At 63.9% G+C, this 24803-nt stretch carries 22 protein-coding genes; 13 read left to right on the top strand and 9 right to left on the bottom strand.

Annotated features, from left to right (window positions below):
* The first annotated feature begins 7 nt into the window (after positions 1-7).
* The gene (locus MRBLMU1_RS30010; RefSeq protein ID WP_363509788.1) at positions 8-1000 is read left to right on the top strand and encodes a YheT family hydrolase; all 993 of its coding nucleotides are present in this window, start codon (positions 8-10) and stop codon (positions 998-1000) included.
* Positions 993-1598: a DUF2946 family protein gene (locus tag MRBLMU1_RS30005; protein ID WP_363509786.1), complete on the top strand. Its 606-nt coding sequence runs from the start codon at positions 993-995 to the stop codon at positions 1596-1598. Before MRBLMU1_RS30010 ends, MRBLMU1_RS30005 begins: the two co-directional genes overlap by 8 nt.
* On the opposite strand, the gene MRBLMU1_RS30000 is transcribed toward MRBLMU1_RS30005, so the two are convergent.
* Positions 1573-3288, bottom strand: coding sequence for a M48 family metalloprotease (locus tag MRBLMU1_RS30000; RefSeq protein ID WP_363510251.1), 1716 nt, complete (start codon positions 3286-3288; stop codon positions 1573-1575). The genes MRBLMU1_RS30005 and MRBLMU1_RS30000 overlap by 26 nt on opposite strands.
* A 124-nt stretch (positions 3289-3412) precedes the next feature.
* On the opposite strand from MRBLMU1_RS30000, the gene moaC reads away from it, so the two are divergent.
* Positions 3413-3919, top strand: coding sequence for a cyclic pyranopterin monophosphate synthase MoaC (gene moaC / locus MRBLMU1_RS29995; protein WP_363509785.1), 507 nt, complete (start codon positions 3413-3415; stop codon positions 3917-3919).
* 44 nt (positions 3920-3963) lie between these two features.
* Here the strand turns inward: moaC and MRBLMU1_RS29990 are convergent, their stop codons facing one another.
* The gene (locus tag MRBLMU1_RS29990) at positions 3964-4386 is read right to left on the bottom strand and encodes a hypothetical protein (protein WP_363509783.1); all 423 of its coding nucleotides are present in this window, start codon (positions 4384-4386) and stop codon (positions 3964-3966) included.
* A 349-nt stretch (positions 4387-4735) separates the two neighbouring features.
* Here MRBLMU1_RS29990 and MRBLMU1_RS29985 point away from each other — a divergent pair, with 349 nt between their 5' ends.
* Positions 4736-5446: a flagellar brake protein gene (locus MRBLMU1_RS29985; RefSeq protein WP_363509781.1), complete on the top strand. Its 711-nt coding sequence runs from the start codon at positions 4736-4738 to the stop codon at positions 5444-5446.
* Positions 5447-5607: 161 nt separating this feature from the next.
* Here MRBLMU1_RS29985 and MRBLMU1_RS29980 read toward each other — a convergent pair whose 3' ends face one another.
* From MRBLMU1_RS29980 to recA, 7 genes are all read right to left on the bottom strand, one after another.
* Positions 5608-6078, bottom strand: coding sequence for a pilin (locus tag MRBLMU1_RS29980; RefSeq protein ID WP_363509779.1), 471 nt, complete (start codon positions 6076-6078; stop codon positions 5608-5610).
* A gap of 190 nt (positions 6079-6268) precedes the next feature.
* Positions 6269-6844 (bottom strand): FHA domain-containing protein, encoded by a 576-nt coding sequence (locus tag MRBLMU1_RS29975; protein ID WP_363509777.1) that lies wholly within the window; start codon positions 6842-6844, stop codon positions 6269-6271.
* A 68-nt stretch (positions 6845-6912) separates the two neighbouring features.
* Positions 6913-7794 (bottom strand): succinate--CoA ligase subunit alpha, encoded by an 882-nt coding sequence (gene sucD / locus MRBLMU1_RS29970; protein ID WP_019923788.1) that lies wholly within the window; start codon positions 7792-7794, stop codon positions 6913-6915.
* Positions 7795-7807: 13 nt separating this feature from the next.
* Positions 7808-8977 (bottom strand): ADP-forming succinate--CoA ligase subunit beta, encoded by a 1170-nt coding sequence (gene sucC / locus MRBLMU1_RS29965; protein ID WP_363509775.1) that lies wholly within the window; start codon positions 8975-8977, stop codon positions 7808-7810.
* Positions 8978-9506: 529 nt separating this feature from the next.
* Complete coding sequence (locus tag MRBLMU1_RS29960; protein WP_363509773.1) at positions 9507-11105, bottom strand: phosphoethanolamine transferase; 1599 nt, start codon at positions 11103-11105, stop codon at positions 9507-9509.
* 86 nt (positions 11106-11191) lie between these two features.
* Positions 11192-11650: a recombination regulator RecX gene (gene recX / locus MRBLMU1_RS29955; RefSeq protein WP_363509771.1), complete on the bottom strand. Its 459-nt coding sequence runs from the start codon at positions 11648-11650 to the stop codon at positions 11192-11194.
* 102 nt (positions 11651-11752) lie between these two features.
* Positions 11753-12862 (bottom strand): recombinase RecA, encoded by a 1110-nt coding sequence (recA, locus tag MRBLMU1_RS29950; RefSeq protein WP_363509769.1) that lies wholly within the window; start codon positions 12860-12862, stop codon positions 11753-11755.
* A 173-nt stretch (positions 12863-13035) separates the two neighbouring features.
* On the opposite strand from recA, the gene MRBLMU1_RS29945 reads away from it, so the two are divergent.
* From MRBLMU1_RS29945 to MRBLMU1_RS29905, 9 genes are all read left to right on the top strand, one after another.
* Positions 13036-13752, top strand: a complete 717-nt coding sequence (locus tag MRBLMU1_RS29945) for a response regulator transcription factor (protein WP_363509768.1) — start codon at positions 13036-13038, stop codon at positions 13750-13752.
* Positions 13753-13775: 23 nt separating this feature from the next.
* Positions 13776-15293, top strand: coding sequence for a sensor histidine kinase (locus tag MRBLMU1_RS29940; RefSeq protein WP_363510249.1), 1518 nt, complete (start codon positions 13776-13778; stop codon positions 15291-15293).
* A 4-nt stretch (positions 15294-15297) separates the two neighbouring features.
* A complete protein-coding gene (locus tag MRBLMU1_RS29935; RefSeq protein WP_363509766.1) occupies positions 15298-15585 on the top strand; it encodes a DUF4212 domain-containing protein in 288 nt (95 codons plus the stop codon).
* Complete coding sequence (locus MRBLMU1_RS29930) at positions 15582-17645, top strand: sodium:solute symporter family protein (RefSeq protein ID WP_363509764.1); 2064 nt, start codon at positions 15582-15584, stop codon at positions 17643-17645. Before MRBLMU1_RS29935 ends, MRBLMU1_RS29930 begins: the two co-directional genes overlap by 4 nt.
* Before the next feature lie 86 nt (positions 17646-17731).
* Positions 17732-19804 (top strand): alpha/beta hydrolase family protein, encoded by a 2073-nt coding sequence (locus tag MRBLMU1_RS29925; protein WP_363509762.1) that lies wholly within the window; start codon positions 17732-17734, stop codon positions 19802-19804.
* 89 nt (positions 19805-19893) lie between these two features.
* Positions 19894-21939, top strand: coding sequence for an alpha/beta hydrolase family protein (locus MRBLMU1_RS29920; protein WP_363509760.1), 2046 nt, complete (start codon positions 19894-19896; stop codon positions 21937-21939).
* A gap of 196 nt (positions 21940-22135) precedes the next feature.
* Positions 22136-23350 (top strand): 6-phosphofructokinase, encoded by a 1215-nt coding sequence (locus tag MRBLMU1_RS29915; RefSeq protein ID WP_363509758.1) that lies wholly within the window; start codon positions 22136-22138, stop codon positions 23348-23350.
* 12 nt (positions 23351-23362) lie between these two features.
* Positions 23363-24043, top strand: coding sequence for a polyphenol oxidase family protein (locus tag MRBLMU1_RS29910; RefSeq protein WP_363509756.1), 681 nt, complete (start codon positions 23363-23365; stop codon positions 24041-24043).
* Complete coding sequence (locus MRBLMU1_RS29905) at positions 24040-24783, top strand: hypothetical protein (RefSeq protein ID WP_363509754.1); 744 nt, start codon at positions 24040-24042, stop codon at positions 24781-24783. The genes MRBLMU1_RS29910 and MRBLMU1_RS29905 overlap by 4 nt, the downstream gene beginning before the upstream one ends.
* Positions 24784-24803 lie beyond the last annotated feature (20 nt).

Raw genomic sequence — 24803 nt, 5'->3', positions numbered from 1 at the left:
GTCCGCCGTGAAGTACACCGCTCCGTTCTGGCTGCCTAGCGGTCACCTGCAAACCATCTACCCGGCCGTCGCCATCGCCAAGCCGGCGGTGACGTTCCGCCGGGAACGCTGGGACGCGCCGGACGGCGACTTCGTCGACGTCGATTTCGTCGACGGCCGGCCCGGGCAACCGTTCGTGGTGCTGTTCCACGGCCTGGAAGGCTCGTCCGACAGCCACTACGCGCGCGCCCTGATGGCCGACGTGGCCGCGCGCGGCTGGTCCGGCGCGGTGCCGCATTTCCGTGGCTGCTCCGGCGAGGCCAACCGCGCGCCGCGCTTCTACCATTCCGGCGACGCGACCGAAGTCGACTGGATCATCCGCCGCCTGCATGCCCGCCATGTCGAGCAAGGCGGCGGCAAGTTCTACGCCGCCGGCGTCTCGCTGGGCGGCAACGCGCTGCTGCGCTGGCTCGGCGAATCGCAGCACCAGGCCGACTTCGTCGACGCCGCTTGCTCGGTGTCGGCGCCGCTCGACCTGGCGCAGGGCGGCGTCTCGCTGTCGAGCGGCTTCAACATGATCTACACGCGCATGTTCCTGCAAACGCTCAAGCCCAAGTGCATCGCCAAGCTGCGCCAGTTTCCCGGCCTGTTCGACCTCGACGCGCTGCACGCGGCGCGCGACCTGTACGCCTTCGACAACGTCGTCACGGCGCCGCTGCACGGCTACCGCGACACCGACGACTACTGGGACCGCGCCAGCGCCAAGCACGTGCTCAACGACATCACCGTGCCGACCCTGGTGCTCAACGCTAAAAACGATCCCTTCCTGCCCGGGCGCCACCTGCCGCAGCGTGCGGCATCAAACGTGGTATTGGACTATCCTGACCACGGAGGCCATGTCGGCTTCGCGGTCGGCGGGCTGCCGGGCAAGCTGCACTGGCTGCCGCAGCGTCTGATTCACTTCATGGAAGGCGCCAACGACGGTATGGATACGAAACGGGCTACAAAGAAACATGGATGACATCGTCAAGCAGGCCCTGGCCAAATGGCCGAACGTGCCCCACTGCTACGGCTGGCTGGGTCTGGACGCGCGCGGCAACTGGCGCATGCGCGACGAGCGCGCCCAGCAGCAAAACCTACCCGGCGACAAGCTCGCGCACGAGGCGCTGATCGCCTTCATCGTGCGCAACTACGCAGCCGATGACCGGGGCTGCTGGTATTTCCAGAACGGCCCGCAGCGCGTGTACGTGAACCTGGAAGCGACGCCTTATATCGTGCGCACCGATCCGTCCTGCGGATGGCTGCTGCACACGGGCGCCGCGATGGGCGGCATCGACAAGGCGGTGTTGACGGAGACCGGCGCGCTGGTCCTGCGCAGCGGCGAAATCGTCGCCCAGCTGGACGACCGCGATTTCGCCCAGGTCCTGCCGTTGCTCAGGATGAACGACGAGCCGGTGGCCGACGAAACCTTGCTGGAATGGATGGAGAGCGACGCCCACGCGGTCGCCTCCACGTTGACCTTGACCGATCACGAGCGCCAGGTGCCGGTGCACCGCGTGGCCGCCGCGCAGCTGGCGGCCCACTTCGGCTTCGTCAGCGAACCGTCCGCCCCGGCGTAAGGTCCGGGGAACCCTGGCGCAGCCGGTCGAACGGATTGGTCGACTGGTTGGAGAACGGGCTGTTCGGATTGCTGATACGGTCGTCGTCCTCGGCGCGGGAACCCGAGCGCAGCTCCGCCTTGAACGCCGGGCGGCTGTCGGCCTCGCGCAAATCCTTCTTGCCCTTGTCGCCCATCTCCTCGCGCCGGCGCGCCTGCAACTCGCGTTCTCGCGCATCGATCACGGCCTGGTCGTAGAACGACGCATCGGGCGCCTTGCGCGCATAGTTAAGCTGGTCGAGCGCCGACAACACCCCGCCCTGCAACACGTACGACTCGGCCAGCGCGATATGCTGTAAGGCCACCTTGCCCTGTTTCGAATACGCCTGCGCCAGCAAGTCGTAGGCGTCCGGGTCTTCGCGATAGGACTGCACCTGGTCGCGCAGATAACTGGCCGCCTCCTCGTATTTGCCGGCGGCGATCAGCGCCTCGCCGTATAGGTGCGCAATACCGCGCGACAGCGGATAGCGCTGATGCGCCGCCTCGGCGTCGACCACCGCCTGCGCGAGGACGGCCTTGTCGTTGGGTTGCGCCAGCTTGATCTCGATGGCCGTGCTGACAAAAATCGCATCCGACGACGGCTTCGGCGCCGCGCTGAAGGTGCCGGCGGCGGGCGCCTTGCCGAACGTCGCGCGCGCCTTGTCCAGCCACACCTGCGCGTTGGCGGTATCGCCTTTTTTCAGCGCCAGGAAGGCCATGCCGTACTGCCCCGCCGTCAACTGATGACGGTTCTCCTGCAACATCTGATTCTCAAAAAACGTCTTCGACTCGGCGTAGCCCTGCGACGTCTGGTCCTGCAACACGCGCGCGCGCGAACGCACCAGATAGAAATCGAGGCTGTCGACGCGCTGCTTGTACGGCTGGTCGCGGATGCGCGCCTGGATGTCGGCGATGCGCTCGGTTGTCAGCGGGTGGCTCTGCAGATAGGCCGGCACCAGGTCGCTGTAGTTGCGCGAAGCGGCCTGCATGCGCTGGAAGAAACCCACCATGCCGGACGTATCGAAGCCGGCCTCGCCCATGATCTGGAAGCCGATGCGGTCGGCCTCGCGCTCGGCGTCGCGGCCGAAATTCAATTGACGCTGGATCGCCAGCCCCTGCCCGCCCATGAACACGCCCATGGCCGCGTCGCCGCCGGCACGGGACGCCAGCGCGGCCAGGATCATCGCCGCCAGCGGGATCAGCGCGTCCTGCTTTTGCTGGCCGATAGAACGGGCGATGTGGCGCTGCGCCACGTGGCCGATCTCGTGGCCGAGCACGGACGCCAGCTCCGATTCGGACTGCGCCGCCAGCAGCAGCGCCGAGTGGACGGCGATGAAGCCGCCCGGCAGCGCGAACGCGTTCAGGTTCGGATCGCGCACGGCGAAGAAGTAATAGTCGAAATTGGCCTCGCCGCGCGCATCGGGACGGGCCGCCACCAGCGCGTTGCCGAAGGTGTTCAGGTATTCGAGGATGGGGCCGTCGTCGAGGAAATCGCGGTCGCGGCGGATATCGCGCATGATCTCCTCGCCCAGCTTGCGCTCCATTAGCGGCGACAAGTCCTGGCGCTCGGTATCGCCCAGCGCCGGCAGGTTGGGAATTCTGGCGGGCGCAAGCGCGTTCTGCGCCATGGCCATCGGCATGGCGACCAGCAAGGCAGCCGCGATCATGCGCATGCGCAGCGGACGGCGGCCATCGTAGGTAGGGGGGCAACGGTTCGATTTCACGGTGATATGATACCCGCATCTCGGGTCCTTACGCACAGTGCCCGCCACTGAAATATTTTGTTAGCTCTTACTCATGACCGACACCAAATCCGCCCCGCCATCCGACCACCTGACGCACTTCGACGCCTCCGGGCAAGCACACATGGTCGATGTCGGCGCCAAGCAGGAGACGCACCGCATCGCGGTCGCCAGCGGGACCATCCGCATGAAGCCGGAGACCTTGGCGATCATCATCGGCGGCACGGCAAAAAAGGGGGATGTGCTGGGCATCGCGCGCATCGCCGCGATCATGGCATCGAAGCGCACCAGCGATTTGATTCCACTATGCCATCCACTGGCATTGACGCGGGTGACGGTGGATTTCGAGACGGATGTGGCCAATTCGAGCGTTCACTGCAAGGCGCAGGTCGAGACTTTCGGCAAGACCGGCGTGGAAATGGAAGCGCTTACCGCGGTGCAGGTTGGCCTGCTGACGGTGTATGACATGTGCAAGGCAGTGGACCGCGGCATGGTGATGAGCGATATCCGGGTGATGGAAAAGCATGGTGGCAAGTCGGGGGATTGGAGCGCGACGAGCTAGGCTGTACCAGCTCGGAACTGACCTGACACCACGCTAGCCCGGCCTCATTGCTTGCACTTGACTCCAATGACCTGGTTGAACTGGTTCGCTCGCCATGATGTGGCTCTCCAAAGGTAGGTTCCCGGTCCAATAAATCGCATCTCCCACTCGCGAAGTTCATCTGGGATGCCCACAAGTTCAGACCCGTACTTGATGATTAGCACATTCTTCGTCGAGCGCACCACTGTGGCCGAGTATTCGGTGACCTCATTCGCGTTGATCTTCCACTTCCTGTCGTTGTTGAAGGTGAGCGTTTTTCCATCCGAGGAAAGTTCAAGGCGCTGATGCAGGTTATCGGGCCTGCAGCCGAACTGAAAGTTGGTGCTTTCGGCCCACACGCCGTCGAGCATAGACCGATCGAACTCCTGCGCATTCACAGCACCGGCAAACAAGGCGAAGCAGATCATGCGAAAGTGCAAACTTTTCAAAATGACTCCGTATAAGTTGAGGGGGCCGGCGTTCACACGCGAGGGCAACCTCAATAGCGCAAACCACCGTTGTTTGACATCTTTCCACACGCCGTAAATTTTTGGAATGCTTGGCTAGAAGTTTCTAATGCCGGTCGAAGTAGCACGCCGGGCCTGACCGCCGATTGAGGCGCGTCCTATTCGGCGACCAAAATGCAACGCTTTGGCACATCCCCGGCTGTCCATGACATCATCGTAAATTGCCGCTTTGTTACTTTTCATTAACCTGTATATAATAAATAGCACGGAAGTAATCTTTTGACAGTTACCTTGCCGTGGTCGCCTGATGCGTCTGCGAGAAAGAAATTGAATGAGCAGCAACCCTCCCCCGAGCGAAGCCAAGACTCAGGAATACGAATTCGAACAGATGAACCTGCAGGTGGGCGGCAGGATACAGTTCATCACGCACCGGACCATCAAGCCGATCCAGCACTTCTCGACCATCATCGGTTGGGTCAAGGACGAGTACATGATCGTGAAGGTGCCGTTTGAGAACAACGCGCCGATCTCGATCAACGATGGCGACAAGCTGACCATTCGGGTGTTTTCCGGCGTGAATGTGTGCTCGTTCTCGTGCGTCGTGCAGCGCGTGTTTCCCCGGCCGTTCTTTTATGCCCATCTGTCGTTCCCGGTGTCGATTCAGGGCACCAGTCTGCGCGCGGCGATGCGTGTGAAGGTGGATATTCCGGCGCAGGTGACGACGCCGGTTGGGACGTCGTCGGTGTTTCTGGTGAACTTGAGCGTGTCGGGGGCGCTGATCGAGTCGGCGAAACGGTTGCCGGAGGATGATGCGCAGGTGGCGTTGTCGTTTTATTTGATCGCGCAGCCCGGCAATCGGCAGGTGCGCGTTAATCCGAAGGCGACGATCCGGAATATTAATGTGGTGAAGCCGGCGGCGGGGGATAAGCCGGAGGTGTTCACTTACGGTGTGCAGTTTGTGGACTTGGATCCGGTGCATTACACGATGTTGCAGAACCTGACGTATGAGGCGTTGATTGCGGATCGGCAGAAGATCGTTTGATTTGGTGGTGGCGGATGTCGGCGGCGGCTCGTAGATGGCGGATTAAGCTTCGCTAATCCGCCCTACGTGGAACCGTGGAAATTTGAAGTTTTAGAGTCCGAAGCGCTGTTGTTCCAGACGAAAAAAAACCGGCCGAGGCCGGTTTTTTTCAGCATACCTAATTAAGGTGCTTTGTTGTTCTTCGTAAGCGCGGCCAATGCTGCGGGGTTCGTTACGTTGGTGCTGACGGTCCAGTTCAGGTTGGTCGCACCGTCGGCGATGTTAGGTGCGAAGGTGACGGTTTTGCTATCGAGACCTCCACCAAGACCCGTACCCAGCGTCAGCTCGATAGTGCCGTTGTTGACGGTCGCCGACGCGACTTCCTTGGTGGCGGTCAGCGCAGCCGGCACACCATTGGCGCCCAGATCGCAGCCGTCGAGCACGCCGCCAGCTTCTTGGGCGCACAGCGCGACGGCCGTCTTCATCGAATCGGCGGCGCCTTGGATGTTGGCGACTTTGGCTTTGACCGTGTAGTCGCTGTACGCAGGGATCGCGACGGCAGCCAGAATGCCGATAATGGCAACCACGATCATCAGTTCGATCAGGGTGAAGCCGGCCTGCGCTTGTTTCTTCATCATTTTCATGGATTTCATTTTGCGACTCCTGTGGGGTGAAAAAATTGGGTGGTACACCTCTCTTATCGCAAGCGGTGTGCCAGCCTCTTTTTCAGGCAAAACGGGCCGGAATATTTTCATAAGCGCCATTTTCGCCCCCTCCACTGCCGTTTTTTGTCAGTTCTTAGCGCCGCGATTTGTCAGCAGTGACAATGCGTGACAATTATTGTCAGCCAATGCGGAAGGCCATTTGTGTGCCGCCGAGGTCGATCACGTCGCCATGACCGAGCCGCCAGGCCTGCTTGCCGAGCGCGACGCCATTGACCAGCGGCGGCTGCGCGCCTTCGATGTGTGTGAGCGTATACACATCCGGCTGGCGCTCGATGACCACCACCTGCACGCCGGCGCGGCCCAGCGTGGTCTGCGGCTTGGTCAGCGCCATTTGTTTTCCGGCATTGTTGCCATTTAAGACTTCGATGTGGGCCAAGAGCGGTTCTGCGGCCATGCTCGGCCGAACGCCGTCGGCCAGAAACTCGACCTGGAACTTGGCCATCTTGATGACGTCCTGGTGTTGCAGGAAATGCTTGCCGATGCGGTGGCCGTTGACGAAGGTGCCGTTGGTGCTGTGCAGGTCTTCCAGGAAGGAGTCGTCGAGGATGGTGACGATGACGGCGTGCTCGCCGCTGACGGCCGAATGCGACAGCACGATGTCGTTGCGCGGATGGCGGCCGATGGTCATCCGTTCCTTACTCAGCTGAACCTGCTGTTCCGTCTGGCCGTCGCGCGTGACGATAATCTTCGCCAATCCGATTCTCCAAAAATAAAGGGGAGCGCTAGGCTCCCCTTCATTATTCCACATTCAACCGGCTGTTATTACAGCATGGCTTTCAGCAGACGCGCCATTTCGGACGGGTTTTTGGTGACGGTGATGCCGCAAGCTTCCATGATTTCCAGTTTGGCTTGTGCGGTGTCGGCGCCGCCGGAGATCAGCGCGCCGGCGTGGCCCATGCGCTTGCCCGGAGGAGCGGTCACACCGGCGATGAAGCCGACGACCGGTTTTTTCATGTTGTCTTTGATCCAATAAGCCGCGTTGGCTTCGTCCGGACCGCCGATTTCGCCGATCATGATGACCGCGTCGGTGTCAGGATCGTCGTTGAACATCTTCATGACGTCGATGTGCTTCAGACCGTTGATCGGGTCGCCGCCGATGCCGACTGCCGACGATTGGCCCAGGCCCAGCGCGGTCAGCTGGCCGACTGCTTCATAGGTCAGGGTGCCCGAACGCGAAACGACGCCGATGCGGCCCTTCTTGTGGATGTGACCTGGCATGATGCCGATCTTGATTTCGTCAGGGGTGATCAGGCCTGGGCAGTTAGGACCCAGCAGCAGGGTCTTCGAGCCGGCTTTGGCCATGCGGTCCTTCAGGGCCATCATGTCGCGGACAGGGATGCCTTCGGTGATGCAAATTGCCAGGTCCAGCTCGGCTTCGACGGCTTCCCAAATAGCGGCGGCCGCGCCTGCTGGCGGGACGTAGATGACCGACACGTTGGCGCCGGTTTCTTTTTTCGCTTCAGCGACGTTGGCGAAAATTGGAATGCCTTCGAAGTCTTCGCCGGCTTTCTTCGGGTTCACGCCTGCGACGAAAGCATTTTTGCCGTTCGCGTAGTCGCGGCAGCCGCGGGTGTGGAACTGGCCGGTCTTGCCGGTGATCCCTTGGGTAACTACTTTGGTATCTTTATTGATCAGAATGGACATGTTGATTCCTTAATTAAGCTTGACCGGCAGCGGCTGCTACGACGCTCTTCGCTGCATCTTCCATGGTGTCGGCAGCGATGATAGGCAGACCGGAATCGGCCAGCATCTTCTTGCCCAGGTCTTCGTTGGTGCCCTTCATGCGGACCACCAGCGGCACGTTCAGCGAGACAGCTTTCACCGCGGTGATCACGCCTTCGGCGATCACGTCGCAGCGCATGATGCCGCCGAAGATGTTGACCAGGATAGCTTTCAGGCCTGGGTTTTTCAGCATGATCTTGAATGCTTCGGTGACTTTCTCAGCCGTCGCACCGCCGCCCACGTCCAGGAAGTTGGCCGGCTCGCCGCCGAACAGCTTGATGGTGTCCATGGTGGCCATGGCCAGACCGGCGCCGTTGACCAGGCAGCCGATGTTGCCGTCGAGGGAGATGTAAGCCAGGTCGAATTTCGATGCTTCGACTTCGGCTGGATCTTCTTCGTCCAGATCGCGGTAGGCGACGATTTCCGGTTGACGGAACAGCGAGTTGGCGTCGAAGTTGAACTTGGCGTCCAGGGCGATGACTTTGCCCGAACCGGTCAGGATCAGCGGGTTGATTTCGGCCAGCGACGAGTCGGTTTCCCAGTAGGCTTTGTACAGGCCTTGCAGGTTGGCGCGGGCGTCGGCGATCGATTCGGCAGGCACGCCGATCTTGGCGGCGATCGCGTCGGCATCGGCGTCGGTCAGGCCGACGGATGGGTCGATGGCGATCGAGTGCAGCAGTTCAGGGTGGGACTCGGCGACTTCTTCGATGTCCATGCCGCCTTCCGACGAGGCCATCAGCACGACGCGCTGCGAGACGCGGTCGGTGACCAGCGACACGTACAGTTCTTTCTTGATGTCCGCGCCTTCTTCGATCAGCAGGCGGCGTACTTTCTGGCCTTCAGGGCCGGTCTGGTGCGTGACCAGCTGCATGCCCAGGATCTGCTCGGAGAATTCTTTGACTTGTTCCAGCGATTTCGCAACTTTCACGCCGCCGCCTTTACCACGGCCACCGGCGTGGATTTGTGCTTTCACAACCCAGACCGGGCCGCCCAAGGTTTCCGCAGCTTTGACTGCTTCTTCAACGGACATGCACGGAATACCGCGCGGAACCGTCACTCCGTATTTTCGGAGGATTTCTTTGCCTTGATACTCATGGATTTTCATGCTGGCTTCCCTTCTGATGCTGATGTGTATAAATCGGTTGATACTGCGAAATGTGTGATGCTCAGATAAGCAGATGTTGCTACGCGCTACCCGGTGCTGCTTTGTCCACCCAGCGCGGGTAAAACCGGCCCGTGCGACGGCGTCGTGACGCAGTGCGGGGCAATGTTCTGGAATTGGGGGTGATCGGTACTATCAGGGGGGTGCAGCCAGCGCGATGGCCGGAGGTGAAACAGGCGTCAATCTTCCACAGGCAATCGGTGCGCGGATATGCTGGGACGACCGTGCGGAACGCACGACAGTGAACTGATATTGACAGTGACATAAGAATATACCGCTCTCGCGGCATGAGTTAGTTAGCAGCCTTGCGCATTTCTCTTATCAAAAATGCACGTTGCCGTAGCTTCTACGGACAACCACCGCACCCACGGTGCTGCAAAAACCCTAAAAGTGTAGCACACCCCAGCCCGACTTGCGACGTGCCTGATGTCAACTCATCACAAAACTGCGCGACTTTGTTGCGGTGCGGGAGTTATTTGAGGCTTTCGTACGGCGTTGCCGACAGCGCGTCAATCATGACTTTGCGCGGACGCTCTATATATAAGGGCGAGGCGAAGCTGTGGCTGGTGTCGTTGCCGTCCCAACCCACCGCGCCGATTTCAAGCAGCGTCGGGAACATGGCGGCGTGGCCGATTTTCTTTTGGCGATTGGCGCGCAGCGCCAGTTCGATGGCCGGATGGGCGGCGCGGTATGGCGCGTTCATCCATACAAGCAAGGGGACGTGGGTGTCGTGGCGGGTCGGGCCGGTCTGGGCGTGCATGAACAGATGGCGCTGGTCGTCGAACAGATTTTCGCCGTGGTCGGAGGTGTACACCATCACGGCCGGACGCGACTCGGCGCGCAGCACGTCGATCACGCGCGCGAGGAAACGGTCGGTTTCAACGACCGTGTTGTCGTAGGAGTTGATGGCGGCAGCCTTGTCGGCCGGCAGCGGCGCGTCGATGCCCAGCTCGAGCAGGGTCGGCCGGTACACGCGGGAGGCGGCGCTGTAGCGCTCCTCGTATGGGATGTGGCTGCCGATCATGTGCAGCACGACGAACTGGCGCGGCCCCGCCTGGCGGACGAAGGACGTCATCAGCGGCAGCAGGTTGGCGTCGGTGCGCAGGTGGAAGTCCTGGGAGTTGACGGCGTGCTCGACGACGTCGGCGCCACGGCTGAACGATGTCGGTTCCTGGTTGGACAGCCAGGCCGTCCGGTAGCCCGCCTCGCCGAAGGTTTGCAGGACGCTGGCGCGTTGCTTGCCAGCCGTGCCGGGCGGCAGCGAGACGATGGCGGGCATCGCGTGGTTGGTCCAGTTGGCGGTGGAGGCGACATCGGGGAACGTCAGCAGTTCCGGCCCGAGCGCGGCCAGTTGCGGCGTGGTGTCGCGCGCGTAGCCGTTGATGCCGAGGTGGTCGGCGCGCAGGCTTTCGCCGATGACCAGCACGACCAGCAATGGTTGGGCCTCGCTGCCGGTGGCCGGGCGGCCGTGGACGCTGGCGAATTCCGTGGAGCCATCCTGGTTTTGGTGGCGCGCCAGCCGCGACAGCGACATCGCCAGGCCGCTGGGGAAGGCCAGGTTGAGCGTGGATTGTTCCAGCAGCGGCGGCAGGTTGAGCTGCTGGGGTAGCGCCAGTCTGGCGACCATGGCGACGCTGACATACATCAGCAGGACGGCCAGCAGGCGTTTGCGGGTCGGCACGTCGAGCTGCCAATGGCGGCTCAGGGTCCGGGCCAGCAACACGTAGGCGAGCAGGCTGAGCGGCACGAGCCAGATGCGCCAGCCGAACGAGGCGAGCACTTGCATGCTGGTGGCGGGGCTGGTGTTCAGGGCGGAGGCCAGCATGGCGTCGCCGGGGACGCTGCTGTAGAAGAATGTCAGGTAGGCGTACGGCGGGACCAGCAGCGCCAGCGGGGTCCACAGCAGGAAATAGAGACGCGGGCGCGGTATCAGCACCAGCGGCAAGGCCAGCACGAGGAGGGAAAACGCCAGCAGCGCGAAGATGTCGGCGGCGTTTTGCAGTTGATCCGTTGTCAGCACCGCCAGGGTTGGCAGCCAGAGCCACGCCGCCAGTGTCAGTGCTTTGGCCATATCGCTTCGGGTCATGGCGTTGGATTTCTTGGGAGAAAAATCCATTTTACCGCGTTGCCGTCGGTCGCCATGAGCCGCCAACGACGTCACATCTCATCGTCCAGATCGACACCTTTCATCGCGGCCTGTACGGCGCGCTGGGAAAAACCGCGCAGCATCAGAAATCGCATCTGCTTGTTGCGCTCCTTCGGGTCGGTGGCGACTACGCCGAATTTGCGCTCCCACACTTCGCAGGCGCGCGCCGTTTCGCTGTCGGCCAAGCCGGCCTTCAGTTCCTGTAACGCCTCGCCCTTAACCCCGTGGCTTTGCAACTCCGCCACAATCCGGCTATTGCCGAAGCGCGCGGAGCGCCGGTGGATCAGCGATTCCGAAAACCGCTCCTGCGACAGCCAGTTGTTTTTTTCCAGCAGATCGAGCAGCGCTTCGACGTCGTCGCCCTCCTCCGCGTACTTGGACAGCTTGCGGCCCAGCTCCAGCCGGCTGTGTTCACGCATCGACAGAAAACGCAGCGCGCGTGCCTTCAGGCTAAGTTGAGGTGCGGCCATAAAACCCTCTGCACAATGAGAAAACCACCGGCCATGGGAATGGCGCGGTGGCTGCTAAGTCATTCCCGCGCTGGCGGGATGACGCGACCGGCAACGGGCGAATTACGCCGCGTCGGCCTTGTCGCCTTTGTCCGCTTTGTCGACGGACTTCAGCTTGACGACGCTGTCACCCTTGTCGGCGGCCAGCGGCGGCAAGGTGCGCACGCCCAGCGATTCGCGGACCTTGTTTTCGATTTCCCATGCCAGCGCCGGACGCTCCTGCAGGAAGATACGGGCGTTGTCCTTGCCCTGGCCGACGCGCTCGCCATTGTAGCTGTACCACGAACCGGACTTTTCGACGATCTTCGCCTCCACGCCCAGGTCCAGGATCTCGCCTTCGCGCGAGGTGCCGGCGCCGTACAGGATGTCGAAGTGCGCTTCCTTGAACGGTGGCGCGATCTTGTTCTTGACGACCTTGACCTTGGTTTCGTTACCGATCACCTCGTCGCCCGACTTGATCGAGCCGGTGCGGCGGATGTCCAGGCGCACGGAGGCGTAGAACTTCAGCGCGTTGCCGCCGGTGGTGGTCTCCGGCGAACCGAACATGACGCCGATCTTCATACGGATCTGGTTGATGAAGATGACCAGCGTATTGGTGCGGTTGATCGAGCCGGTCAGCTTGCGCAGCGCCTGCGACATCAGACGGGCTTGCAGGCCCGGCAGCGAATCGCCCATGTCGCCTTCGATCTCGGCGCGTGGCGTCAGCGCGGCGACGGAGTCGATGACGACCAGGTCGACCGAGCCCGAACGCACCAGCGCGTCGCAGATTTCCAGCGCTTGCTCGCCGGTGTCCGGCTGCGAGATCAGCAGCTCGTGCAGGTTGACGCCCAGTTTTTGGGCATAGCCGACGTCCAGCGCGTGTTCCGCGTCGATGAACGCGCAGGTGCCGCCCAGTTTTTGCATTTCCGCGATGGTTTGCAGGGTCAGCGTGGTTTTACCCGAAGATTCCGGACCGTAGATTTCCACCACGCGGCCGCGCGGCAAGCCACCGACGCCCAGCGCGATGTCCAGGCCCAGCGAGCCGGTCGACACCACTTGCACGTCCTCGATCGGCGCGTTGGCATCCATGCGCATGACGGAGCCTTTGCCGAATTGCTTTTCAATCTGGGCCAGCGCGGCGGCCAGCGCCTTGGCTTTTTCAGATGCGGGGATTACAGCTTTTTTGTCGTCCATAATGTGCTTTCAACCAGTGGGTGGTGGGACAATTCGTCGGTTCAGGCAGTACTGTATAAAAAAACAGTGATCAATGCAAGCGGATTTGTAGAGAATCGGCGAAATCGTACAAAAACTCGCCACCTTGCGGGAAATGAAACACAATACAGACTTCTGCCGCCGGAGTGCCTTACATGCGTATTTTACTTGCCGAAGATGACAGCGTCCTGGCCGATGGGCTGACGCGTTCGCTGCGCCAGTCCGGCTACGCCATCGATTGCGTCCGCAACGGCCAGGAGGCCGACACCGCCCTGTCGACCCAGGAATTCGATCTGCTGATCCTGGACCTGGGCCTGCCCAAGCTGTCCGGGCTGGAGGTGCTGCGCCGCCTGCGCTCGCGCGCGTCGCTGCTGCCGGTGCTGATTTTGACGGCGGCCGATTCGATCGAGCAGCGGGTCAACGGCCTCGACCTGGGCGCCGACGATTACATGGCCAAGCCGTTCGCGCTGTCCGAGCTGGAGGCGCGGGTGCGCGCGCTCACGCGCCGCGGCGCCGGCGGCGGCGCCACCATCATCAAGCACGGGCCGCTGTCGTACGACCAGGTCGGCCGCAGCGCCTATATCAACGACCAGATGCTGGACCTGTCGGCGCGCGAGCTGGGCCTGCTGGAAATCCTGCTGGCGCGCACCGGCCGCCTGGTGTCGAAAGAACAACTGGTCGACCACCTGTGCGAATGGGGCGAGGAAGTGAGCAACAACGCCATCGAGGTCTATGTGCACCGGTTGCGCAAGAAGATCGAGGTCGGCGGCGTGCGCATCGCCACCGTGCGCGGGCTGGGCTACTGCCTGGAAAAATATTCCGAAGCGGCCCGCGCCAGCTCCAACGCCGACCTCGGCGACGCCGCCAAGTGAACCGCCTGCCCGCGCCCGAGCAACTGGAGGACGCGGAGGCGGACGGCCCGGAATACCAGCCGCCCGCCGCCGAGGCCGACGAGGGCGTGCAGAACTCGCTGTTCGGCGAAATCCTCGACTGGATGCTGGCGCCGCTGTTGTTGCTGTGGCCGATGAGCATCGCCATCACCTACCTGGTCGCCAAATCGATCGCCAACCAGCCGTTCGACCACGCGCTGGAGGACAGCGTGACGGTGCTGGCGCAGCAGGTGCGCTCGGTCGACGGCAAGATCATCAAAAGCCTGTCCGGCTCGGCGCGCGACATCCTGCGCGCCGACGACGTCGACAATGTCTACTTCCAGGTCCACGGCCCGCGCGGCGAGCACATCGACGGCGACCGCGACCTGCCGCCACCGCAGATGGAAGAGGACGAGCGCTACCGCGCCGGCAGCGTGCGCTTCCGCAACGACAGCATGCACGGCACGCCGGTGCGCGTCGCCTATTCATATGTGCGGCTGGAAAGGCTCGGCGACGACGAGCCGCAGCTGGCGCTGGTGCAGGTGGCCGAGACGCTGGAAAAGCGCGGCCAGCTGGCCAACGAAATCATCAAGGGCGTGATCCTGCCGCAGTTCATCATCCTGCCGATCGTGCTGGCGCTGGTGTGGTTCGCGCTGGCGCGCGGCCTGTCGCCGCTGGCGCAGCTGCAGGAGCGCATCCGCGCGCGCGGCTCGGACGACCTGAGCCCGATCGAATCGAGCGACGTGCCGGAGGAAATTTCTCCGCTGGTGCGCTCGCTCAACGAGATGCTGGCGCGGCTGTCGCTGTCGATCGAGATGCAAAAGCGTTTCATCGCCGACGCCGCGCACCAGATGCGCACGCCGCTGGCGGGCATGCGCATGCAGTCGGAGCTGGCGCTGCGCCAGACCGACGGCGGCGAGATCCACCGCTCGCTGGAACAACTGGCCAAGAGCTCGCAGGCGGCCACGCGGCTGGTGAATCAGCTGCTGGCCCTGGCGCGCGCCGAGAACCAGCCGCAGACCGGCACGGCGATGCTGCCGCTGGAACTGTCCGAACTGGCGCGCGGCGTGGTGCAGGACTGGGTGCAGGCCTCGTTCTCGCACCGCATCGACCTGGGATTCGAGGCGCCGCCCACGCCGGTGCAGATCGTCGGCAATCCGACCATGCTGCGCGAGCTGCTGTCCAACCTGATCGACAACGCGCTGCGCTACACGCCGGCCGGCGGCAGCGTGACGGTGCGGGTGCGCGGCCACCAGGGCGAGCCCGGTTATCTGGAAGTCGAGGACACCGGGCCGGGCATCGCCAAGGCCGAGCGCGAACGGGTGTTCGAGCGCTTCTACCGCATCCTCGGCCACGCCGCCGAAGGCAGCGGGCTGGGGCTGGCGATCGTGCGCGAGATCGCCCAGCAGCACGGCGCCGAGGTCGACATCTACAGCAATCCCCGTTCGCTGCAACCGAAGCTGCCGGGCTGCCTGTTCCGCGTCGGCTTCCCGCCGCCACCGCCACCGCAGGAAGAAGAAAGCGAGCCGCCGCACTATGGATGACAACATGCTGGAACCCGCGCCGCTGACGCGCAGGCAACACTGGCGCAAGACCCGTGCCATGACCGGCTGGCTATTGCTGCTGTGGCTGCTCACCGGCTTCTGCGTCGCCTTCTTCGCGCGCGAGCTGACCGGGCTGAGCGTGTTCGGCTGGCCGCTGTCGTTCTACCTGGCCGCGCAGGGCGCCTCGCTGGTGTACCTGGCCATCCTGGGGTTCTACGCCTGGCGCATGCGCCGCCTCGATCAGGCGGCCGCGCCGGCCAAGCCATCGGCCACCAAGGAGCCACGCGTTTGAAAGAGCCCGGCACCTTCTTCCGGCGGCTGAGCCGCTACTACCTGCTGTTCACGCTCGGCTTCGTCGGCTTCCTGATTTCGCTGTCGGTGCTGGAACAGGAAGGCATGCCGCGCGTGTGGATCGGCTACCTGTTCATGTTCGCCACGATCGTGCTGTACGCCACCTTGGGCGTGCTCAGCCGCACCTCCAACGTGCTGGAATACTACGTCGCCGGGCGCCGCGTGCCGGCCATGTTCAACGGCATGGCCACCGCCGCCGACTGGATCTCGGCCGCCAGCTTCATCAGCCTGGCCGGCGGGCTGTACCTGCACGGCTTCGACGGCCTGGCCTACATCATGGGCTGGACCGGCGGCTACTGCCTGGTGGCGCTGCTGATCGCGCCCTACCTTCGCAAGTTCAGCCAGTACACCATCCCCGACTTCCTGGCCATGCGCTACGGCGGCGCCAGCGACGACAACCGGGGCGGACGCGCGGTGCGCATCATCGCCGTGATCGCCACCATCATCGTCTCGTTCACCTACGTGGTGGCGCAGATCTACGCTGTGGGGCTGATCGCCTCGCGCTTCACCGGCGTCGATTTCTCGGTCGGCATCTTCCTCGGGCTGGCCAGCATCCTGGTGTGCTCCTTCCTGGGCGGCATGCGCGCCATCACCTGGACCCAGGTGGCGCAATACATCATCATCCTGGTCGCCTTCCTGATGCCGGCCATCTGGCTGTCTGCCAAACACAGCGACAACCCGATCCCGCAGGTAGCCTACGGCAAGCTGCTGCCGCAACTGAGCGCGCGCGAGGCGGTGCTGCAGGACGATCCGAAGGAGGCCGAGGTGCGCGCCATCTTCCGCCAGCGCGCCGACGATTACCAATTGCGCCTCAACACCCTGCCGTCGTCGTGGGAGGCGGGCCGGCTGCAAATGCAGCGCAAGCTCGACGACGTCAAGCTGCGCAACGCCTCGCTGCTGGAGATCCGCAACGCCGAGCGCGCGCTGATCGCCTATCCGAAGGACGCCGACGAGGCGGCGCGCATGTGGTCGGACGCGCGCACCCAGAACCTGGCCCGCGCCGAGCCGATCACGCCGCACGCCACGCCCTACCCCGGCGACCCGGCCGCCTCCAACATCAAGCGCAACAACTTCCTGGCGCTGGTGTTCTGCCTGATGCTGGGCACGGCCGCGCTGCCGCACATCCTGATGCGCTCGTACACGACGCCGTCGGTGCACGAGACGCGCGTGTCGGTGTTCTGGACCCTGTTCTTCATCCTGCTGATCTATCTGACCATCCCGGCGCTGGCGGTGCTGGTCAAGTACGACATCTACAACGCGCTGGTCGGCAGCGACTTCGCCCACCTGCCCAACTGGGTGTCGTACTGGAGCAATGTCGACAAGGTCAATCCGCTGTTCAGCATCAACGACATCAACCGCGACGGCGTGGTGCAGCTGGCCGAGATCACCATCGACGCCGACGTGCTGGTGCTGGCCACGCCGGAGATCGCCGGCCTGCCGTACGTGGTCTCGGGCCTGGTGGCGGCCGGCGGGCTGGCGGCGGCGCTGTCGACCGCCGACGGCCTGCTGCTGGCGATCTCCAACGCGCTGTCGCACGACATCTATTACAAGATCGTCGACCGCACCGCCTCCACGCAAAAGCGCGTGACGATCTCCAAGTTGCTGCTGCTGGGGGTGGCCTTCATCGCCGCCTACGCCGCCTCGACCAAGCCCGGCGACATCATCTCGCTGGTGGGCGCGGCGTTCTCGCTGGCCGGCTCGGCGATGTTCCCGGCGCTGGCGCTGGGCGTGTTCTGGAAGCGCGCCAACCACCAGGGCGCGGTGGCCGGCATGATCGCCGGCTTCTCCGTCTGCCTCTACTATATGTTGCACACCAATCCCGTCCTCGGGGGCAGCGCGGCCGGCCAGTGGTTCCACATCGCGCCGATCTCGGCCGGCATCTTCGGCGTGCCGGCCGGCCTGCTGACGATGGTGGTTGTCAGCCTGATGACGCCGGAGCCGGGTCCCGAAACCGGCGCGCTGGTCGACTACATCCGCGCGGCCGAACACAAGGAAATGTAACGTTACATTTCAGGCATCGGCGACCTGTGGCGGATTTGATAACTGGGTGCTACGCTGCGAAAGTTATCCTACTTTCATAGAGTGCCATGAGATTCAAGCCATTGTTGCCCCCGCGTTCCACGCTGATCGCGCTGACCTTGCTGGCTATGCTGGCGTTGTCGCCGATGGCGACGGTCGCCGCCGCCGACGCGCCGGCCGCCACCGCCCCCATCGCCGCCGCGCGTCCGCCGATCGCCGACTTCTTCAGCAATCCCGAGTTCAGCGGCGCGCTGCTCTCGCCCAGCGGAAAATATCTGGCCGTGCGCATGAGCAAAAAGGACCATCGCGACATGCTGGCCGTGATCACGCTCAGCGACAACAGCGTCAAAGCCGTGGGCAACTTCAGCGACGCCGACATCGGCAGCTTCGACTGGGTCAACGACGAGCGGCTGGTGTTCACCGCCACCGACCGCACCGTCGGCCAGGGCGACGCGCGTTACGCCCCCGGCTTGTACGCGGTCAACCGCGACGGCAGCAAGTTCATCCAGCTGGCCAGCCGCGCAGGCCAGCCGTTCATTACGGCGGGCGGCGCCACCGCCATTCACAATCGCGAGCTGCTGCCGTGGAATACGTATTTACTGGGCCAACGGACCAAGCAGGATTCCGAGTTCGTCTACGTGGTCAAACCGGCCATCCAACGGCCCGGACAAATCGACTATATCGAGCTCGAGCGCCTCAACACCCTGACCGGGCGCTACACGGCGTTCAGACGGCCCGGCGACAGCATGTCCTGGCTGCTCGACAAGGACGGCGAGCCGCGCCTGACCGCCACGGTCGAGAAAGGCATCAAAACGATCTACTACCGCGACCCGGCCAAGGAGCAGGAGTGGCGCAAGCTCGTCAGCTTCAACAACTACACCGGCGGCAAGGGCGCGTTCAGGCCGCTCGCGTTCGGGCCGGACGGCACGCTGTATGTGACCAGCAACGCCGGCCAGGACAAGACGGCCGTCTACACCTTCGATTTCGCCGCCAATAAAATCTCGGACCAGCCGGTGATCGTGCTCGACGGCTACGATTTCACAGGCAATCTCATTTTCGGGGACAACAAACTGCTGGGCGTGCGGCGCCTGACCGACGCCTGGGACACGACCTGGCTCGACGCCGGCATGAAGGCGATGCAGGCCCAGATCGACGAGATGCTGCCCAACACCATCAACCTGCTGTCCCTGCCGACCCGGCCGGAGTCGCCGTGGGTGCTGGTGGAATCGTACTCGGACCTGTTTCCGCCGCGCGCGATGCTCTACAACAGCGACACCAAAAAACTCAACCTGATCGGCAGCACCCATCCGCAAATCGATCCGGCGCGGATGGCGCAACAATCCCTGGTCCACTACAAGGCGCGCGACGGCCTGGTGATTCCCGCGTGGCTGACCGTGCCGCGCGGCGCCAACAAAAACCTGCCGCTGGTGGTGCTGGTGCACGGCGGCCCCTACGTGCGCGGCGGCAGCTGGGGCTGGAACGCCGACGCCCAGTTCCTGGCCTCGCGCGGCTACGCGGTGCTGGAGCCGGAGTACCGCGGCAGCACCGGCTTCGGCAGAAAGCTGTTCCGCGCCGGCTGGAAGCAATGGGGCTTGAAAATGCAGGACGACATCGCCGATGGCGCCCGCTGGGCCATCGCCCAGGGCACGGCCGACGCCAAGCGCATCTGCATCGCCGGCGCCAGCTACGGCGGTTACGCGACCTTGATGGGCCTGGTCAACGATCCCGACCTGTACAAATGCGGCATCGACTGGGCCGGCGTGACCGACATCAACCTGCTGTATGACGGCCAATGGAATTACACCTCCGACCTGGACGACGCCTGGAAGCAGTACGGCATGCCGACCTTGGTCGGCGACCAGGTCAAGGACGCCGAACAGTTGAAGGCCACCTCGCCGTTGCTGCAGGCGTCGCGCATCAAGCAGCCATTGTTGCTGGCCTACGGCGGCGCCGACATGCGCGTGCCGCTGCCGCACGGCACCAGGTTCTACAAGGCCGTCAAGGAGGGCAATCCCAACGTCGAATGGATCGAGTACGAGGAGGAAGGCCACGGTTGGGCGTTGCCGAAGAACCGCATCGACTTCTGGGGACGGGTGGAGAAATTCCTGGACAAGAACATCGGCCAGGCCGCCGCGCCGTAGGGCGACAACAACGGCATGAAGGAGAAATGTGGCGGATTTGATAACATGGTGGTATTGTTCGACACCTCGACTATTTCACCACCCGCCCCATGCGATTTCATCAGCTGCTCGTACGCGCCACCCTGACGGCCGCGGCCGCCTTCATTGTCCAGGCCCCGGCCGCCCACGCCGCCGACGCCGCGGCCTTGGCCGCCGGGACCACGCAGGCCGCGCCGCCGATCGCCGCCTTCTTCGACAATCCCCAGTTCAGCGGCGCGCTGCTCTCGCCCAGCGGTAAATATCTGGCCGTGCGCGTGGCCGGCAATAACAGCCGCGACCGCCTGGGCGTGATCACGCTGAGCGACAACAGCGTCAAGGTGGTGGGCGCCTTCACCGACGCCGATATCGGGTCCTTCCAGTGGGTCAACGACGAGCGGCTGGTGTTCACCGCCACCGACCGCAGCGTCGGCCAGGGCGACGTGCGCTATGCGCCGGGACTGTTCGCGATCAACCGCGACGGCGGCAAGTTGCTGCAACTGGTCAGCCGCAGCGGAAAACCGTTCGTCACCAGCGGCGGCTCGGGCATCCGCAGCCGCGAACTGCTGCCATGGAACACCTATTTGCTGGGCCAGAAGAACGGCCAGGATTCCGACGACATCTACGTCACCTACCGCGCCATCACCAACCACGGCCAGATCGACTATGTCGACCTGCAACGCCTCAATACGACGACCGGCCGCTACACGTCGTTCAAACGTCCGGGCAACAGCCGCAGCTGGCTGCTCGACAACAACGGCGAGCCGCGCCTGACCACCACGATCGAGGGCAAGGTCAGCACCATTTATTACCGCGACCCGGCCAAGGACCAGGAATGGCGCAAGCTCGTCAGCTTCGACACCTACACCGGCGGCGAGGACGCCTTCAGCCCGCTGGCCTTCGGGCCGGACGGCACCTTGTACGTCATCAGCTACGCCGGCCAGGACAAGTCTGCCGTATACACCTTCGATTTCGCCACCAACAAGATTTCCGACCAGCCGGTGGTCCGGTTGGCGGACTACGACTTCAACGGCAGCCTCATCTTCGGCAAGGGCAAGCTGCTCGGCGTGCGCCGCCTGACCGACGCCCGCGACACCACCTGGCTCGACGACGGCATGAAGGCGATGCAGGCCAAGGTCGACCAGATGCTGCCCAACACCGTCAACCTGCTGGTTCTGCCGACGCGGCCGGAGTCGCCATGGGTGCTGGTGACCGCCTATTCGGACCTGTTCCCGTCGCGTACCATGATGTACAACAGCGACACCCAGAAAATGAGCCTGATCGGTAACAGCCATCCGCACATCCAGCCCGAGCGGATGGCCCGGCAAACGCTGGTGCGCTACAAGGCGCGCGACGGTCTCGAGATTCCGGCCTGGCTGACGCTGCCCAGGGGCGGCGGCAAGAACCTGCCGATGGTGGTGCTGGTCCACGGCGGCCCTTACGTGCGCGGCGGCAGCTGGGGCTGGAATGCGAACACCCAATTCCTGGCCTCGCGCGGCTACGCGGTGCTGGAACCGGAATTTCGCGGCAGCACCGGCTTCGGCACCAGGCATTTCCGCGCCGGCTGGAAGCAATGGGGCCTGAAGATGCAGGACGACATTGCCGACGGCACGCGCTGGGCCATCGCCCAGGGCATGGCCGACCCCAAGCGCATCTGCATCGCCGGCGCCAGCTACGGCGGCTACGCCACGTTGATGGGCCTGATCAACGATCCGGACCTGTACAAGTGCGGCGTCAACTGGATCGGCGTGACCGACATCAACCTGCTGTACGACGGCCACTGGAACTTCACCTCCGACCTGCCCGACGGCTGGAAACAGTACGGCATGCCGGAGCTGATCGGCGACCAGGTCAAGGACGCCGAGCAACTCAAGGCCACCTCGCCGCTGCTGCAGGCGGCGCGCATCAAGCAGCCGCTGTTGCTGGCCTACGGCGGCGCCGACCGGCGCGTGCCGCTGCCGCACGGCACCAAGTTCCACAAGGCCGTCAAGGAGGGCAACCCCGACGTCGAATGGATCGAGTACGAAGAGGAAGGCCACGGCTGGGCGCTGCCGAAAAACCGCATCGATTTCTGGGGACGGGTGGAAAAGTTCCTGGATAAAAACATCGGTCGACAATGAATCGGGGCCTTCGAGCCATTCTGAAACACGTAGGTCGGATTAGGCGGAACGCCGTAATCGGCCATCGATGAGCCGCTGGCGGCGCACGCATGGCCGATTACGCTACGCTAATCCGCCCTACGTGTTTTAGATTCGCTTTGCCGCAACACTCGCGCTATAGTCACGGCTCAGTCTTATCAACGATAAGGAGCGGAACATGTCTTCAGGGAAAATTCTGGTCGCACAGGGCGGCGGACCGACCGCCGTCATCAACCAGTCGCTGGCCGGCGTGGTGCTGGAGGCGCGCCGCTTCCGCGACGTCACCCGCGTCTACGGCGCCATGCACGGCGTGCGCGGCATCGTCAACGAGGACTTCGTCGACCTCACGCGGGAAACCAGCAACAACCTCGAACTGGTGGCGGCCACGCCGTCGTCGGCGCTCGGCTCCACCCGCGACAAGCCGGACCTCGCCTACTGCGAAGAAATCTTCAAGGTGCTGCGCGCGCACGAAATCGAACAGTTCTACTACATCGGCGGCAACGACTCGTCCGACACGGTGCGCATCGTCAGCGAGCAGGCGCAGCAGGCGGGCTATCCGCTGCGCTGCATGCACATCCCCAAGACCATCGACAACGATCTGGTCGGCAACGACCACACGCCCGGCTTCCCGTCGGCCGCGCGCTTTGTCGCGCAAGCCTTCGCCGGCGCCAACCTCGACAACGCATCGCTACCGGGCGTGTATGTCGGCGTGGTGATGGGACGGCACGCCGGCTTCCTGACGGCCGCCTCTGCGCTGGGCAAGAAGTTTTCCGACGACGGCCCGCACCTGATCTACCTGCCGGAGCGCGTGTTCTCGCTCGACCAGTTCCTGCGCGATGTGAAAGCCGTTTATGAACGCCACGGCCGCTGCGTGATCGCCGTCTCCGAAGGCATCCACGACGCCTCCGGCGAGGCCATCGCCAGCCTGCTGGCCAAGGAAGTCGAACGCGACGCCCACGGCAACGTCCAGCTGTCGGGCACCGGCGCGCTGGCCGACCTGCTGTGCGACGAGATCAAGGCCAAGCTGGGCATCAAGCGCGTGCGCGGCGACACCTTCGGCTATCTGCAACGCTCGTTCATCGGTTGCGTGTCCGACGTCGACCAGCGCGAAGCGCGCGAGGTGGCCGAAAAGGCGGTGCAGTTCGCCATGTGGGGCGACCGCGACGGCTCGGTCGCCATCAAGCGCACCGGCTTCTACTCGGTCGACTACGAACTGCAGGCGCTGCAAGCGGTGGCCGGCAAGACGCGCGTCATGGAAGACGAGTTCATCAGCGCCAGCGGCACCGACGTGACGGACGCCTTCCGCATGTATTTGCGTCCCCTGCTCGGCTCCGGCATGCCGGACGCCTTCCGCCTGCGTCCGTCGCCGGTGGAGAAAATCCTCAAACGATAGATACAGGCATCGATGGTTATCAGAAGCACGGTTTTAGCATCGCTGGAGTCGGTCGTCCACGGCTTCGGCGCGCGGCACGACGACATGGCGCAACACTTTCCGCAATACTGGGAGCGGCGTCCGATCCAGCACGAGCGGCATGGCACGCACATCGCCGTCGCCGACAGCGCGCACCAGGACTGCGGCGAGGCCGACGGCATGCTCACCGAGCGCCCCGGCCTGCTGCTGGCGATCGCCACGGCCGACTGCGTCCCGGTGCTGCTGGCGCGCAAGGACGGCAAGGCGGTGGCCGCGCTGCACGTCGGCTGGCGCGGCGCCTACGCCGGCATCATCGCGCGCTTCGCCGACATGCTGGCCGCGCGCGGCGACCGGGCCGGCGACTGGCTGGCCGCGACCGGACCGGCGGCGGGCGGCTGCTGCTATCAAGTCTCGCCCGAGCTGATCGCGCAATTCGGCGAACGTTACGCCATGCCGGCGCGCGTCATCTCCTCGGAGGCGGGCAACCTGAACCTGGCCGGCATCGCCGGCTGGCAACTGGAACGCGCCGGCTTCGCCAATGTCACCGCCGCGCCGGAATGCACCATGTGCCATCCCGGCGACGCCGGCTTCGCCTTTCACAGCTACCGGCGCGACCGCGAAACGCGCACGCCGATCAAGGACGTCCAATGGTCAGTCATCGCCATCTCCGAATGAAATCCGCTTTAACGCTGTCGCTCGCCATCGGCGCCGCCGCGCCGGCCGCGTCGGCCGCCACCCTGGACCTGACCTTGCAGGATCAGGCGCGGCAGCGCGCGATCCCGATCGAACTGTCGCTGCCGGCCGCGCCATGCACCAAGGCGCCGTGCCCGGTCGCCCTGCTCAGCGCCGGCTACGGCATCGGCTACAAGGAATACCGTTTCCTGGTCGAGGAGCTGAACCGGTCCGGCTGGCTGGTGGTCAGCGTCGACCACCAGTTGCCGACCGACGCCAAGCTCGACAGAAACGAAGATGTCGTCCCGCAACTGAAGACCATGCGGCGCCGTGGCGTCGCCAATTTGCGCTTCGTGCAGGAAAGCCTAAGCAAATCGCACCCCGGCTACGACTGGCGGCACGTGACCCTGATCGGCCACTCGCTGGGCGGCGACATTTCGGCCGAGCGCGCCAGCGAAGGCGACCCCACGATCACCCGGGTGGTCGCCCTGGACAACCGGCGCGGCGCGCTGCCACGGACCACGGCGGTCAAAGTGCTGTCGATCCGCGCCGGCGACACGCAAGCCGACGCCGGCGTGCTGCCGGACGCGCAAGAGCAAAAACAGTACGGCGCGTGCATCGTCAAGCTCCCCGGCGCCAGGCACAACGACATGTACGACGGCGGCCCCGCCGAGCTCAAGGCGGCGATCGCCAAGGTCACGCAAGCGTTCCTCCTCAAAGGCGCGTGCGAAGCCGCACCGTAATCAAAAGCAACTCCGGGGTC

This window comes from Burkholderia sp. LMU1-1-1.1 (genome assembly GCF_040675865.1).
Classification (GTDB): Bacteria; Pseudomonadota; Gammaproteobacteria; order Burkholderiales; family Burkholderiaceae_D; genus Rugamonas.
Note: the sequence above shows the minus strand (reverse complement) of the source record. Positions and strands in the feature narration are given on the sequence as shown.